Consider the following 13762-nt stretch of genomic DNA (forward strand, 5'->3'; position numbering starts at 1 on the left):
GCCTAGCCGCCACCGAGACGCATGCCGGGACCGCCGAAGCGCATCCCGCCCCCGCCCTGCTGGCCGCCCGCCGGCCGCACTATGGCCGCGCCACCGCTGACCACCTGCTCGCCTTCGCTCAGCCCGCTCTTGATTTCGGCCATGACATTGTTGTTGAGGCCCACCTCGATCCGCCGCGGCGTGACCGCCTCGGTCGCCGGATCGTAGACCGCCACCACCGTATTGCCCTGCGGATCCTTGCGCGACACCAGCCCCGAGGACAGCACCAGCGCATCCTGCACCTCATCGAGCACGATGGTCACCTGCGCCGTCATCGAGATGCGCAGCTTGTGATCGGGGTTGGGCACGTCGAACAGGCCGTTGTAATACACCGCGCTGTCGCTCGAGGCCGTGTCCGAGCTGATCGAGGTCGGCGCCGGCTCCACCTCGCGCAGGGTGGCGTCGATCTTGACGTCGGGCTCGCCCAATATGGTGAAATAGACCCGCTGTCCGGCCTCGACGCGCACCACGTCGGCCTCCGAGATTTCGGCCTTGATCACCATCGTATCGAGATCGGCGATCTTGACGATGGTGGGAATGGTCGAATTGGCGTTGACCGTCTGGCCCTCGTCCACCAGCAGCGCGACGATGGTGCCATCGCTGGGCGCCACGATCCGGGTGCGGGCCAGGTTGAGTTCCGCCGATTCGACGCTGAGCTGGGACTGGGCGATCTGCGCATCGAGCTGGTCGATCTGCGCCTGTGCCGAATCCACCGCCGCCTGCGCCGTTTCGAGATCGGTCTGGCTGACCAGGCTGTTGGCGCTGAGCTGCTGGTTGCGCGCCAAAGCCGCCTCCGCCTTGACCAATGTCGCCTGCTGGCTGCGCTTCTGCGCCTCGATCCCGGCCAATACCGCCTGCGCGGTCTTGACCGCATTCTCCTGGTCGAGGCTGTCGATCTCCACGATCAGGTCGCCCTTCTTGACGTCCTGCCCCAGCGCCACATGCACCGCCTCGATGCGCCCGCTGACTTCGGCGCCCACGCTCACCAGCGAATTGGCTTCGAGCACGCCCGAGGCCAGCACCGTGCGTTCGATATCCCCGCGCGCCACCGCCACCGTATTGGGCACCGTCGCCGCTTCAGGCGCCGCGAGGAAATACCACCATGCCCCGAAGCCCGCGCCCCCGAGCACCATCAGCGTCACCAACCACTTCGCCAACGTCTTCAAGCCGCACTATCCTGCAATTTTCAAATCCACCGCAGGATAATACGCCCTGCGGCGAAGTTCACGTTAGGACTTCGTAAGGTTCGGACAGCTTTGCTGCCGGACGCGCGGAGCTACCCCTCGAAGCCGGCGCCCCGTTGACCGCCCCGGCCCACCCGGTCCACCCTGCCTGCTCCTTCCCACTCCAGGACCACCGATGTACCAACTGCTCGATCCCAGCCGCTTCACCGTCTTCATCACCGGCGCCACGTCAGGCTTCGGTGCCGCCGCTGCCCGCCGTTATGTCGGGGCCGGCGGCAAGGTGATCGCCACCGGCCGCCGCAAGGAGCGTCTCGAGGCCCTGCAAGCCGAGCTGGGCGCCGAAAACTGCCATATCGTCCAGCTCGACATTCGCGACCGCGCCGCCATCGATGCCGCTATCGCCGCACTCCCGGCCCCGTTTGACGCCATCAATATCGTCCTTGCCAATGCCGGCCTGGCGCTCGGCCTGCAGCCGGCGGCCGAAACCGAAATCACCGACTGGGAGACGATGATAGCAACCAATGTCACCGGCCTCGTCTATACGGTGCGGGCCCTGCTGCCGGGCCTCATCGCCCGGGGCGGCGGCCATGTCGTCACCCTGGGCTCGGTGGCCGGCGACTATCCCTATCCGGGCGGCTCGGTCTATGGCGCCAGCAAAGCCTTCGTGAAGCAGTTCGCGCTCAACATCCGCTCGGATGTGCAGGGCAAGAATGTGCGCGTCACCAATATCGAGCCGGGTCTCACCGAAACCGAATTCTCGCTGGTCCGCTTCAAGGGCGACCGGGGCAAGGCGGCAGCGCCCTATGAGGGCATGCAGGCGATGAATGCCGATGATATTGCCGAGTCGATCTTCTGGGCCACGTCTTTGCCCGCCCATGTCAACGTTAACCGGTTACAGTTGATGGCCACCAACCAGGCCTTCGGTCCTTTCGATATCCACCGCCAACGTTAAGTCTAGAGCAACTATAATATTGCGCTGCGGGGATTTCCCCCATTTTATGCGGCCATGAAGTCGCGCTCCGCCTCGCCCAGCCTGCTGCTCGTCGCCATTGCCACATTCTGCGTGGCGGTGGCGTTCGGCCTGCTGGTCGTGGCTACCTCGTTCAATTCGCTGTCGCTGCGCCTGCTGCCCACCGACGGCGATGCGGTCATGGTCTCACAGGTGCATGACGGCGCCGTGTTTTCCGAGCCCGGCCCGCGCTGGGCCACCGTACTCAAGGCCATCGGCGTGGCCCCGCCGGCCGAGGGCCGCCCCGCCGACTGGCCCGCCCCTGTCGCCGTCACCAGCGCCGACCTGCTGCCCGAGCCCGATAGCCTGGCCAGCTATGCCGAATACGACGCCTTCCTCGCCCGCCAGTCGGCCCTCGCCGACATCATGGCCGCCGATGCGGTCGAGCTTCACCTGCAGGATATCTTCACCCGGGAGGAATTCACCTCCGTCATCTATACCGACTATCGCGACGTCACCGCGCTGCCCGATGGCTTCTGGCTGCAGGTGCTGACCGGGGTCGCCGCCCTGCTCATCGCCGGCTGGGTCTGGGCGCTGCGCCCCCGCCATGTCGGGCCCATCATGTTCATGATCAGCGCCATCGGCCTGATGCTCTCGACCGCCACATCCGCCCTCTATGCCAATCGCGAGCTGGCGCTGCCCGCCGAGCTCTACGGCCTGCTGGTGCCCATCAATCATCTGGGCGTCGTGACCTTCGGGGTGGCGATGATATGCCTGCTGCTGAGCTATCCGCGCCAGCTCGTCCAGCCGCGCCGCTTCTGGCTGCTGCCGATCGCGGGCGCCGCCTATATGGCGCTCGATATCAGCCATGTCGAACTGGGCCTCGGGCCCTCCCAGCTCTATGTCTTCATTGCCCTGGCCATGCTGGGCATTCTCGGCGCCATCGCCCTGCAGTGGCGGGCCACGCGCGGCAGCCCGCATGACCGGGCGGCTTTGGGCTGGCTGGGCCTGTCGGTGGTCGCCGGTGCTGGCGCCTATACTTTGCTCGGCGTCGCCCCCATCCTGCTCGACAGCCCTTTCTCGCTGCCGCAGAGCCACGTCACCAGCGTCCTCGTCATCATCTATGCCGGCCTCGCCCTCGGCCTCAGCCGCTACCGCCTGTTCGACCTGGGCGAATGGTCCTACCGCGTGCTGTTCTATACGATCGGCGCGCTGGTGCTGCTGGCGCTCGATGCCGGCATCATCTACCTGCTCAATATCGATGCGGCCCCGGCCCTGGGCATTTCGCTGCTGCTGGTCGCCTTTGTCTATCTGCCCATCCGCGACTGGGTCTGGCGCCGCGCCACTGCCCGCCGCGCCATCGCCCAGGACGAACTGTTCTCCGCCGCGCTCGATGTCGCCTTCGCGCCCTCCCCGGCCGAAAGCGCCGCGCGATGGCAGGCCCTGCTGCGCCGCCTGTTCGATCCCTTGCAGATCATCGACACCCCCGCCGCCGGCCCGCAGCCGGAAATGGGCGAGGATGGCCTGTCCATGCAACTGCCCGCCGTGGCCGGCGCGCCGCCCCTGCGCCTCACCTATCCCTTTGCCGGGCGTGGCCTGTTCTCGCCCAACCACCTCAAGCTCGCCACCAACCTGGTCTCGCTCACCGTGCGCGCCGAGGAGGGCCGCGAGGCCTATATGCGCGGCGTCGGCGAGGAACGCCGCCGCATGGCGCGCGACCTGCATGACGATGTCGGCGCCAGGCTGCTGACGGGCCTGCACACCGCCGACGACACCACCCGCCCGACGCTGCAGGCCGCGCTCAGCGATATCCGCGCCATCGTCAGTGGCCTTTCCGGGGAGGAAGCCAGCCTCGACCGCGTGCTCGCCGAAACCCGCCACGAAGCCGCCCGCCGCCTCGAAGCCGCCGAGATCGCCCTCGACTGGCCCCTGCCCGAAGCCGAGATTGACGCCATCCTGCTCGATTATCGCCTGCACAAGGCGCTGACCTCGGCGGTGCGCGAAATCGTCTCCAACACCATCCGCCACTCCGCTGCCAGCCGCTTCACCGTGACCGCGACGCTGTCGCCCGGCCATCTGGCGCTGCATTTCGCCGACAATGGCAAGGGCCTGCCATCGGAGGCGCTGGCCGGCGAAACCGCCGGCTTCGGTCTGCGCAACCTACGCCACCGCATCGAGGATATCGGCGGGCATCTGACGCTGGCCGCAACCCCATCGGGCACCGCCATCACACTCGATATTCCGCTGGTCCTGCAGCCCCACACCCCGGAACCGGGGGTGCCCGAACCGCCACTTCCGCTTAACTCACCCGCATGAGTGTCGAACCCGCCGCTGCCCGCCTGTGCCTTTTGATCGAGGATCAGCCTCGCACCCGCGACTGGATGCTGTCCGTGCTGGCATCGGCCTTTCCCGACTTGCGCATCGAAACGGCTGGCACGCTCAAGGCCGCCCATGCCTGGCTCGATCACCACGCCGCCGGCCTCTGGCTGGCCATCATCGATATCGGCCTGCCTGATGGCTCGGGCGTCGATATCGTGCGCCGCCTGCAGCGCGAGCATCCCCATGTGCTGCCGGTCGTCGCCACCATCTATGACGACGACGCGCACCTGTTCGAGGCCATCGCCGCCGGCGCGCGCGGTTATGTGCTCAAGGACGAGGAAGCCGGCCTGCTGGTCAACTATCTCCGCCGCATCGAGCGCGGCGAGCCGCCCCTCTCCCCCTCCATCGCCCATCGCATGCTGAACCACTTCCGCGCCCCGGCCATCGTCAAGGACGAAGCCGGCCTCAGCCCGCGCGAGACCGAAGTGCTGACCCTGCTCGCCCGCGGCCTCACCGTCGCCGAAGCCGCCGCGCGCCTGGGCCTGCAGCCGCAGACCGTCGCCTCCTACGTCAAGGTCATCTACCAGAAACTCTGCGTCACCAGCCGCGCCGAAGCCACGCGCGAAGCGGTCAGGCGGGGGCTGGCATAGCCCCGCCCACCGGCCCACCCTCACCCACAAGGGGAGAGGGTGGTTTTCTCCGTTCAGCAGAAACCGGGTGGGGGGTTCTATCCGCGAGTCCAATGCTCGTGGAGCTACCCCTCATCCGCCCTTCGGGCACCTTCTCCCACAAGGGGAGAAGGGGAATCGGTATCGGTGGCCTACAATCCCAGGAACCGCACACTATCGGGATCCACCGGCACGCCCTCTTCCTGCCGCTGTGCCATTTCCTCCCATTCCCGGTCGCCCGGCGCCATGACCCGTTCGGCGCCATCGCGTACCGGCGCGCCGCGCAGGCTGGCGAGATAGCGCGTGATCATCACCCCGAACATCTCGCGCCCCACGAACTTGTCCGGGTCGATCACCAGCACGAAATGGCCCATGTTACGCGGCGTCGAAATGTCGTCGCCGCCGTACATGGGGATGAAGTCGGTATCGAGGGTCATGCCGGTCAGCAGCGCCGAGAACAGCGTCGCCACCCCCGCCAGGGCCGCGCCCTTGTAGCCATATTCCGCCCCGCCCAGCGGCAGCAGCATGTCGGCCTCGTCAGGGTCGGTCGTTGCGCCGCCATGCTTGTCCGCCGCCACACCCGCCGGCAGCTCCAGCCCCAGCGAGCGATGCAGCAGCACGCGGTTCATCGGAATGGACGAGGTCGCCATGTCCAGCAGCCACGGCTTGCTGCCGGGCACCGGCGCGGCAAAGGCCAGAGGATTGGTGCCATGGAAGCGCGCCGCGCCATCGAACAGGGCCACCATGGAATCGGTATTGGTCGTGGCGAAGGTGACGAAGCCCCGTTCCGCCCCCGCCAGGGCATAGGCGCCCGCCGCGCCCAGATGGGACGAATGGGCAATACCCACTGCGCCCACGCCGGCCTGCTGCGCCAGCGCGATCCCCACTTCGACGGCGCGATAGGCCGCATAATGCCCCAGCCCGTCATCGGCATCGACCATCGCGCTGCCGGCGGCGCGAATCTCGACCTTGAGCTGGGGATCCCGGTTGAGCCGGCCACCATGGAACATCCTGCAATAGTGTTCTGTCAGCCGCACGCCATGGCTGTCCACGCCCACCAGAGAGGCATGCAGCATGGCCCGCGTCGCCGCCGCGAGCGACGCCTCGCTCGCCCCCGCTTCGCGCAGCCGCGCGGCGACCTTTTCCTCCAGCAGCCCTGCCGCAAACCGCGTCGCCGAACTCTCCACCCTGCCATCTCCTGCCAGTCATGCGGTGGGACCATAGCGTCCCGCTACGCCCATGCAATGGAGATTCCCGCTTGCCGGGCATGACACCGCCAAGTTGGGCGACTATGCTCGGCCCCAACAGTTGAGACCATCCCATGCCGACCATCGATCCCATCACCCGCGACCTCTGGCAGGTCATATCCGCCACCGACGAAGTGCCTGTCGGCCTGGTCGAAACCACTATCCTGCTCGATACGCGCCTGGCCCTCACCCGCGACAATGACGGCAATCCCGTTGTCTGGCGCCGCACCGACGAGGAACAGGGCGACGAGATCGACCCCGAAACCGTGCTCGATCGCCTGCCGGTCATCACGGGCTATGGCTATATCTGGACCAGCCTGGGCAATCCGCCGAAAGAGCTGTTCCCCATCCCCGAATATGCCGAAGCCGACCGCAAGAACATGAGCTGCGGCTCCATTGGCCTGGCCGTCTCGGCCCCGCGCGCGGTGGAAAACTTCCTCGACATGGGCCATTTCCCCTATGTCCACACCGACATTCTCGGCGCCGAGCCACATACCGAAGTCAAGGAATACGACGTCGAAGTGTCCGAGGAACGCGACGAAGTGCTGGCCACCCGCTGCAAGTTCATCCAGCCCCGCGCCGCCAAATCGGCCACCGAGGCCATGGAGGTCGAATACGTCTATCGCGTGCCGCACCCCTTCTGCTCGGTGCTCTACAAATCCTGCCCCGAGGATGAGAACCGCCGCGACGTCATCGCCATCTTCCTCCAGCCGGTGACCGAGGAGCGCTGCCGCGCCCATCTGCTGCAGTCGATGATCGACAGCACCTCGACCATCACCGACCTGCGCCGCTTCCAGCAGACCATTTTCGGCCAGGACAAGCCGATCCTCGAAAACCAGTATCCCAAGCGCCTGCCGCTCGATCCCCGGGCCGAGACGCCCATCCGCGCCGACAAGAGCGCCATCGCCTACCGCCGCTGGCTCAGCCAGAAAGGGATCACCTATGGCGTGATCCCGATGGCAAGCTGATTATGCCGGCTTCGCCCCAGATGCCTGGGCTCCTACCCCTTCTCCCCTTAGGGGAGAAGGTGCCCGAAGGTCGGATGAGGGGTTCTTGGCCATCCACGCGCATTGAAGCATGGGCGGGCGCAGCACCCCTCACCCGGATTTCCGCTGAACGCGGAAATCCGCCCTCTCCCTCAAGGGGAGAGGGTGACGACTGCCAGCTTTGTGCCACCCCGTACGCCAGGGTGACCAACCACAACCATCATGATCGTGGCGCGATCCAATCCCCATCCGCCCCATGACCCTCTCCCTCGCCGACCCTACCTGGTACCCCATCGCCTCCAGCGAAGATCTCCCCTTCCGCCACGTCTATCAGGGCCAGCTCCTCGGCCGCGAACTCGCCGTCTGGCGGGCCGATGACGGCAATGTCAATGTCTGGGAAAACCGGTGCCTGCATCGCGGCGTGCGCCTCTCCATCGGCATCAATGAAGGCGGCGAGCTCAAGTGCCAGTATCACGGCTGGCGCTATGCCAACCGCTCCGCCGGCTGCACCTATATCCCCGCTCACCCCGCCGATGCCCCGGCCCGTCGCATCCAGAACCGCACCTACCCGGTGCGCGAGGCCTATGGCCTCATCTGGTCGGCCGCCAATGACGAGCAGGCCTTCCGTCCCTTCGCCGGCGCCGAGGGGTATGACTGGTTCGCGCTCCGCCCCATGCCGGTCAACGCCGCGCCCGAGGATGTGCTCGCCGGCCTTGTGGGCCTGGCGCCCGACGACCAGCCGGCCGACCTGCTGCCGGGCCTCGCCGTCCGCTTCGGCGGCACCTGTTACTTCGTCCAGCCGGTCGATGCCGGCCGCGCCGTCATCCGCGGCCTGCTGCGCGAGCCGCCTGCGGACACGCTGGCGACGCTCCGCCACTATAACGAAATCCTGAGCAAGCTGCGCGACCGCCTCGAACGATCCGCCGCCCGCAAGCCCACGCCCGAACCCTTGCAGCCGACCTTCGAAAAGCTCTCGGCGGATCTGGCCACCATGCCCGATATCGCCATTCCACGCGGCAATACCATAACCGTCGTGGTCCGGCGCAAATGGACCAGCGCCGATGGCGTCATCGGCTTCGAGCTGGCCGCGCGCGACGGCCACCTGCCCACCTTCCAGCCCGGCGCCCATATCGACCTGCATCTGCCCAATGGCATGACACGGCAATATTCCATCACCAACGGCCCGGGCGAGCTGATGAGCTACATCATCGGCGTCAAGCAGGAGAGCGCGTCCAAGGGCGGTTCCAAGGTGCTGGTGGAAACCGTGCGCGAGGGCGACCTGCTCTCCATTTCCGAACCGCGCAACAATTTCCCGCTGCGCCGCGACGCCATCCGCACCGTGCTCATTGCCGGCGGCATCGGCATCACGCCACTCCTCTCCATGGCGCGCTTCCTCGACAAGTCCGCCCTGCCCTATGAGCTGCACTATTTCACCCGCGCCGGCGAAACCGTGGCTTTCCGCAGCGAACTCGAAGCCCTTCATGGCAAGATCATCTTCCATACCGGCCTGCCCCGCACCGAAATCGGCACCACCATCGCGTCGGCCCTTGGCCAGTGGAGCATGGCCCAGCACGTCTATGTCTGCGGCCCCGGCCCCATGCTCGAAACCGTGCGCGACACTGCCGCCGCCCAGGGCTGGCCGGAAGAGTCGATCCATTTCGAGTATTTCAGGAACGACAAGGTCATCGACAATTCGTCCAGCTTCGATGTCGAGCTGGCTCGCTCGGCCATGACGCTGCATGTCCCCTCCGGCAAATCCATCATGGAGGTGATGCGCGAAGCCGGCCTCACCGTCCCGAGCTCCTGCGAACAGGGCGCCTGCGGCACCTGCCTCACCTCGGTTATCGAAGGCGAGGTGGACCATCAGGACGTCTATCTCAACGACAGCGAGAAGCGCGCCAATAGCTGCATGATGACCTGCGTGAGCCGGGCGAAGTCGGCCCGTCTGGTGCTGGATATCTGATGATGGGATCTATATCCGCCACCTCGGCTCCATTCCTCCCCTCCCCCTTGAGGGGAGGGGTCGGGGGCGGGGGTCTTTTAGTGAACCACAAAACCACCCCCACCCCAGCTCTGCCACGGCCCTTCGGGCCCGGCGACGCTACCCTCCCCTCAAGGGGGAGAGGGCGCAGGATCACACGGCCGCAACAATGACCATCACCCTCTACGACTTCGAACTCTCCGGGAACTGTTACAAGCTCCGCCTGCTGATGAGCATCCTCAAGCTGCGCTACGACATCGTGCCGGTGGATTTCTATCCCGGCCGCCAGCACAAGGCCGACTGGTTCCTGCGCCTCAATCCCTTCGGCCAGCTTCCGGTGCTCAAGGACGATGACCTCGTCCTTTCCGACAGCGGCGCCATCCTCGCCTATCTGGCGAAAAAGTACGACGAGACCGGCCTGTGGTTCCCCGACGATCCGGCAATATCAGCCGAAGTCCTGCGCTGGCATGCCGTGGCCGACGACATCACGTCCACCGCCTCCGCCGCCCGCCTGGCTCTCGGCTTCTTCTACGATTTCGACGTCGACAAGGCCCAGAAGAGCGCCCATCGCATCTTCCGCCTCATGGACGAACATCTCTGGTTCGGCGAGAAGGCAGGCCGCGACTGGCTCTGCTCGCCCGCCCATCCGACGACGGCAGACATTGCCTGCTTCCCCTATGTCATGCTGAGCGAGGAAGGCGGCATATCCCGCCAGGACTACCCCGCCCTCCGCCGCTGGACCGACCGCGTCCGGCGCATTCCCGGTTTCATAGTCATGTCGGGAATTTTCCCGGCCGGACGGGCGCTGGAAGATTGAGCCACGCCCTCGTGGTTCGAGGCTCGTGAAGAACTCGCACCTCACCATGAGGGCTACTGGAATACCGAGCTAACAGTAGCCCTCATGGTGAGGCGGGAGCGCAGCGACCCTCGAACCACGAGGGCGTGCCCCCTAGCCCCGCGCGCCCAATCCCGCTATTGCCTTGAACACAATCGAGGAGTCTTCCCCATGATCATCGAACCCAAGATTCGCGGCTTCATCTGCACCACCGCCCATCCCACCGGTTGCGCCACCAATGTCCAGCGCCAGATCGATCATGTCGTGGTTAAGGGCCCCATCCCCTCTTCCCGCAAGCGCGTTCTCGTCCTCGGCTGCTCCACGGGCTATGGCCTTGCCTCGCGCATCGTCACCACCTTCGGCAGCGGCGCCGATACGGTCGGCGTCTCCTTCGAGCGCGAGCCGGGCGAAACCAAGCCCGCTTCGGCCGGCTGGTACAATAACCGCGCCTTCGAGAACCGCGCCCGGGCCGCCGGCCGCAAGGCCGTCACCATCGAAGGCGATGCCTTTTCCGACGCCGTCAAGGCCGAGGCCATCGAAGCCATCAAGGCCAATCTCGGCCAGGTCGACCTCATCGTCTATTCCGTCGCCTCCCCGGTCCGCACCGACCCGAGCGACGGGGTCACCTATCGTTCCGCCATCAAGCCCTATGGCGCCGCGGTGACCTCCAAGACGCTCAATACCGGCACCGGCGAAGTCTCCACCATTTCCGTCGAGCCGGCGACCGAGGAAGAAGCCGCCGCCACAGTCAAGGTGATGGGCGGCGAGGATTGGGAACTGTGGATCAAGGCCCTGTCCGAAGCCGGCGTCCTGGCCGATGGCTTCCGCTCGCTCAACTACACCTATCTGGGCAGCGAGCTGACCTGGCCCATCTACCATCATGGTACTTTGGGCCGCGCCAAGGCCGATCTCGACCGCGCCGCCGCCGCCATCCGCCGGCAGCATGGCGAGCAGGCCGCCAATGTCGTCGCCCTTAAGGCCGTCGTCACCCAGGCCAGTTCCGCCATCCCGGTTGTGCCGCTCTATGGCACGCTGCTGATCAAGGTCGAGGACGAAATGGGGCTCGGCGAAGGCCCGATCCAGCAGATCGATCGCCTGTTCCGCGAAAAGCTACAGGGCGATGTGGCGCTCGACGACGAAAACCGCATCCGGGTCGATGATTGGGAACTGTCCGAGACCATGCAGCGGGAACTGGCCAGGCGCTGGGCCGAACTCTCCACCGAGACGCTGCCTGCCCTTGCCGACCTGCCGAAATATCGCGAGGAATTCCTCAAGCTCTTCGGCTTTTCCGTTGGCAGCGTCGACTACGGCGCCGATGTCGACCCGCGCGTGGTGAACTAGCCTCGGTGGCACGCCCTAGCCCGGCGGGTAGCGATGCTCCCCGCCCTGCCAGTCGCGCACGGTAAAACAGCCATCGCCGCCCGAAATGGCCGCTGCCCCGATCTCGGCCTTGCCATGCCCGCCGGGGATATCGAGCATATAGCTCGGCTGCGCCAGGCCCGATATCCGCCCGCGCAAAGCCGTTACCAGTGCCTGGCCCTCTTCGATGCTTACCCGGAAATGGCTGGTCCCCGGCGCCAGGTCGGGATGGTGCAGGTAATAGGGCTTCACCCGGTTTTCGACGAAAGCCTTCATCAGCCCCGCCAGCGTCTCGACATCGTCATTGACGCCTCTGAGCAGCACCGACTGGCTGATCAGCACCACCCCCCCATCCACCAGCCGCGCCATCGCCGCGCGCGCCGCCGGAGTGAATTCGCGCTCGTGGTTGGCATGCACCGCCAGATAAGTCGTCTTGCCGCTGGCCCTGAGCGCCGCCACCATGGCGCCATCGACCCGCTCCGGCTCCACCACCGGCACCCGCGTATGGAAGCGCACGATCTTGACATGCGCGATCCCGGCCAGCCGCGCCATGATCTCAGCCAGCCGCCGCGGCGACAGCACCAGCGGATCGCCCCCGGTGAGGATCACTTCCCAAATCTCGGGATGGTCAGCGATATAGCCGACGGCCGCATCCAGCTCCGGCCCGGTCAGCGTCCCCAGCCCGGCCGGCCCCACCATTTCGCGGCGGAAGCAGAACCGGCAATAGACCGGACACACATGCACCGCCTTGAGCAGTACCCGGTCGGGATAGCGATGCACGATCCCTTCCACCGGCGAATGCGTGAGGTCCCCGATCGGGTCCGCCCGCTCGTCCGGCGTCGTCACCAGCTCATTGAGTGTCGGCACGAACTGCCGCGCGATGGGATCGGCGGGGTCGGCGGGATCGATCAGCTCCACCACGGCCGGCGAGATGCCGATGGCATATTTCGCCGCGACCGCATCGAGGCCCACTCCATCGCTCAGCCCCGCCGCGACCAGCTCTCCAACCTCTCGCAATGGTCTGCGGGGCCCGCTCTGCTTCATTCCGCCACCGGCGCCCACAGCACCGCCTCGATCCTGGGCGCATGGGTCGCCAGCATGACCAGCCGGTCGAAGCCCAGCGCCACCCCGCTCGCCTCCGGCATCAGCGCCAGCGCCGCCAAAAAGTCCTCGTCGACAGGATAAAATTCGCCATAGATGCGCTGCTTCTCCGCCATTTCCCCGGCAAACCGCCGCCTTTGCTCTTCCGCATCTGTCAATTCGCCAAAGCCGTTGGCCAGTTCCACCCCGCAGGCATAAAGCTCGAACCGCTCGCTGACCCGCCGGTCATCCGCCGCCCGCCGCGCCAACGCCGCCTCCGCCGCCGGATAGCGGTCCAATATGGTCACCCGGCCGATCCCCAGATGGGGCTCAACCCGATCGGTCAGCACCAGGCTGAACAGATAGCTCCAGCTCCGGTCCCCCGGCACCACCATGCCAAGCGCCAGCATCTGGCCGGCCAGCGCTTCGCCATCAGGCACGCCCTCGTCATCCATCGTCGCCAGCAGGTCGATCCCGGCATGGCGCGAAAACGCCTCGACCACGCTCAGCCGCTCCGGCTCCGCGAACGGATCGCATTCGCGCTCCCTGAAACGCAGCGCCGGCACACCAGTCGCCGCCGCCGCGATCCGCAGCAAAGCCACGCAATCGGCGATGACGGCAGCGTAGCGCTCGCCCGCCCGATACCATTCGAGCATGGTGAATTCGGGATGATGCAGCGCGCTGCGCTCCCGGTTGCGCCACACATGCCCCAGGCTCGCAATCCGCGTCTCGCCCGCCGCCAGCAGCTTCTTCATGGTGAATTCGGGCGAGGTGTGCAGATACATCGGGCGCACCGCCCCGTCATTGCCGATCATGACAGTGCCGAAGGCATGCAGATGCGTCTCGTTGCCCGGCGAAAACTGCAGCCCCGGCGGATCGACCATGAGAAAGTCATGGTCCGCCAGATAGGCCCGCACCTCCGCCTCGATCCGTCCGCGCGCCAGCAGGATCGGCCGCCGATCCGCATGGAGCGAAGGCGACCACCACGGCGATGGCTGGGACGATTGCGAGCTCATGTGACCATTATGATTGGAGCGGGCTGGCGATTTTCGCCCAGATAGGGTAGTTGGCGCACCGAAAGTCTATTCCAGCGCGCGATGGCTTGCCTCTACGAC

General features: G+C 66.3%; 11 protein-coding genes. 7 read left to right on the forward strand and 4 right to left on the reverse strand.

Annotated features, from left to right (window positions below):
• Positions 1-2: 2 nt before the first annotated feature.
• Positions 3-1205 (reverse strand): efflux RND transporter periplasmic adaptor subunit, encoded by a 1203-nt coding sequence (locus ASD04_RS07815; RefSeq protein WP_156461156.1) that lies wholly within the window; start codon positions 1203-1205, stop codon positions 3-5.
• 193 nt (positions 1206-1398) lie between these two features.
• Between ASD04_RS07815 and ASD04_RS07820 the strand changes: the two genes are divergently transcribed.
• Genes ASD04_RS07820 through ASD04_RS07830 form a run of 3 tightly spaced genes read left to right on the forward strand, consistent with a single transcriptional unit; the run spans position 1399 to position 5141 of the window.
• A complete protein-coding gene (locus tag ASD04_RS07820; protein ID WP_056255006.1) occupies positions 1399-2175 on the forward strand; it encodes an SDR family NAD(P)-dependent oxidoreductase in 777 nt (258 codons plus the stop codon).
• A 54-nt stretch (positions 2176-2229) separates the two neighbouring features.
• Positions 2230-4488 (forward strand): ATP-binding protein, encoded by a 2259-nt coding sequence (locus tag ASD04_RS07825; protein ID WP_056255009.1) that lies wholly within the window; start codon positions 2230-2232, stop codon positions 4486-4488.
• On the forward strand, positions 4485-5141 hold the full coding sequence (locus ASD04_RS07830; RefSeq protein WP_056255012.1) for a response regulator transcription factor: 657 nt from the start codon (positions 4485-4487) through the stop codon (positions 5139-5141). The genes ASD04_RS07825 and ASD04_RS07830 overlap by 4 nt, the downstream gene beginning before the upstream one ends.
• A 170-nt stretch (positions 5142-5311) precedes the next feature.
• Here ASD04_RS07830 and ASD04_RS07835 read toward each other — a convergent pair whose 3' ends face one another.
• Positions 5312-6346: an Ldh family oxidoreductase gene (locus tag ASD04_RS07835; RefSeq protein WP_244488272.1), complete on the reverse strand. Its 1035-nt coding sequence runs from the start codon at positions 6344-6346 to the stop codon at positions 5312-5314.
• 134 nt (positions 6347-6480) lie between these two features.
• Between ASD04_RS07835 and ASD04_RS07840 the strand changes: the two genes are divergently transcribed.
• The 4 genes from ASD04_RS07840 (at position 6481) to fabV (ending at position 11549) form a co-directional block, all read left to right on the forward strand.
• Positions 6481-7374, forward strand: coding sequence for an aromatic ring-hydroxylating dioxygenase subunit alpha (locus ASD04_RS07840; protein WP_056255018.1), 894 nt, complete (start codon positions 6481-6483; stop codon positions 7372-7374).
• Between the two features lie 274 nt (positions 7375-7648).
• Positions 7649-9355: a Rieske 2Fe-2S domain-containing protein gene (locus ASD04_RS07845; RefSeq protein ID WP_056255021.1), complete on the forward strand. Its 1707-nt coding sequence runs from the start codon at positions 7649-7651 to the stop codon at positions 9353-9355.
• 187 nt (positions 9356-9542) lie between these two features.
• Positions 9543-10190, forward strand: coding sequence for a glutathione S-transferase family protein (locus ASD04_RS07850; protein WP_056255023.1), 648 nt, complete (start codon positions 9543-9545; stop codon positions 10188-10190).
• 189 nt (positions 10191-10379) lie between these two features.
• Positions 10380-11549, forward strand: a complete 1170-nt coding sequence (gene fabV, locus ASD04_RS07855) for an enoyl-ACP reductase FabV (protein ID WP_056255026.1) — start codon at positions 10380-10382, stop codon at positions 11547-11549.
• Positions 11550-11564: 15 nt separating this feature from the next.
• Here fabV and ASD04_RS07860 read toward each other — a convergent pair whose 3' ends face one another.
• A complete protein-coding gene (locus tag ASD04_RS07860) occupies positions 11565-12611 on the reverse strand; it encodes a lysine-2,3-aminomutase-like protein (protein ID WP_056255029.1) in 1047 nt (348 codons plus the stop codon).
• On the reverse strand, positions 12608-13663 hold the full coding sequence (gene epmA / locus ASD04_RS07865) for an EF-P lysine aminoacylase EpmA (RefSeq protein ID WP_056255033.1): 1056 nt from the start codon (positions 13661-13663) through the stop codon (positions 12608-12610). The genes ASD04_RS07860 and epmA overlap by 4 nt, the downstream gene beginning before the upstream one ends.
• Between the last annotated feature and the right edge of the window lie 99 nt (positions 13664-13762).

Origin of the sequence: Devosia sp. Root436 (assembly GCF_001426345.1) — a bacterium.
Lineage (GTDB): Bacteria > Pseudomonadota > Alphaproteobacteria > Rhizobiales > Devosiaceae > Devosia.

Coding starts and splice junctions, on each gene's coding strand:
- ASD04_RS07820 (WP_056255006.1), top strand. CDS start 1,399: ATGTACCAACTGCTCGATCCCAGCCGCTTCACCGTCTTCATCACCGGC.
- ASD04_RS07825 (WP_056255009.1), top strand. CDS start 2,230: ATGAAGTCGCGCTCCGCCTCGCCCAGCCTGCTGCTCGTCGCCATTGCC.
- ASD04_RS07830 (WP_056255012.1), top strand. CDS start 4,485: ATGAGTGTCGAACCCGCCGCTGCCCGCCTGTGCCTTTTGATCGAGGAT.
- ASD04_RS07840 (WP_056255018.1), top strand. CDS start 6,481: ATGCCGACCATCGATCCCATCACCCGCGACCTCTGGCAGGTCATATCC.
- ASD04_RS07845 (WP_056255021.1), top strand. CDS start 7,649: ATGACCCTCTCCCTCGCCGACCCTACCTGGTACCCCATCGCCTCCAGC.
- ASD04_RS07850 (WP_056255023.1), top strand. CDS start 9,543: ATGACCATCACCCTCTACGACTTCGAACTCTCCGGGAACTGTTACAAG.
- fabV (WP_056255026.1), top strand. CDS start 10,380: ATGATCATCGAACCCAAGATTCGCGGCTTCATCTGCACCACCGCCCAT.
- ASD04_RS07860 (WP_056255029.1), bottom strand. CDS start 12,611: ATGAAGCAGAGCGGGCCCCGCAGACCATTGCGAGAGGTTGGAGAGCTG.
- epmA (WP_056255033.1), bottom strand. CDS start 13,663: ATGAGCTCGCAATCGTCCCAGCCATCGCCGTGGTGGTCGCCTTCGCTC.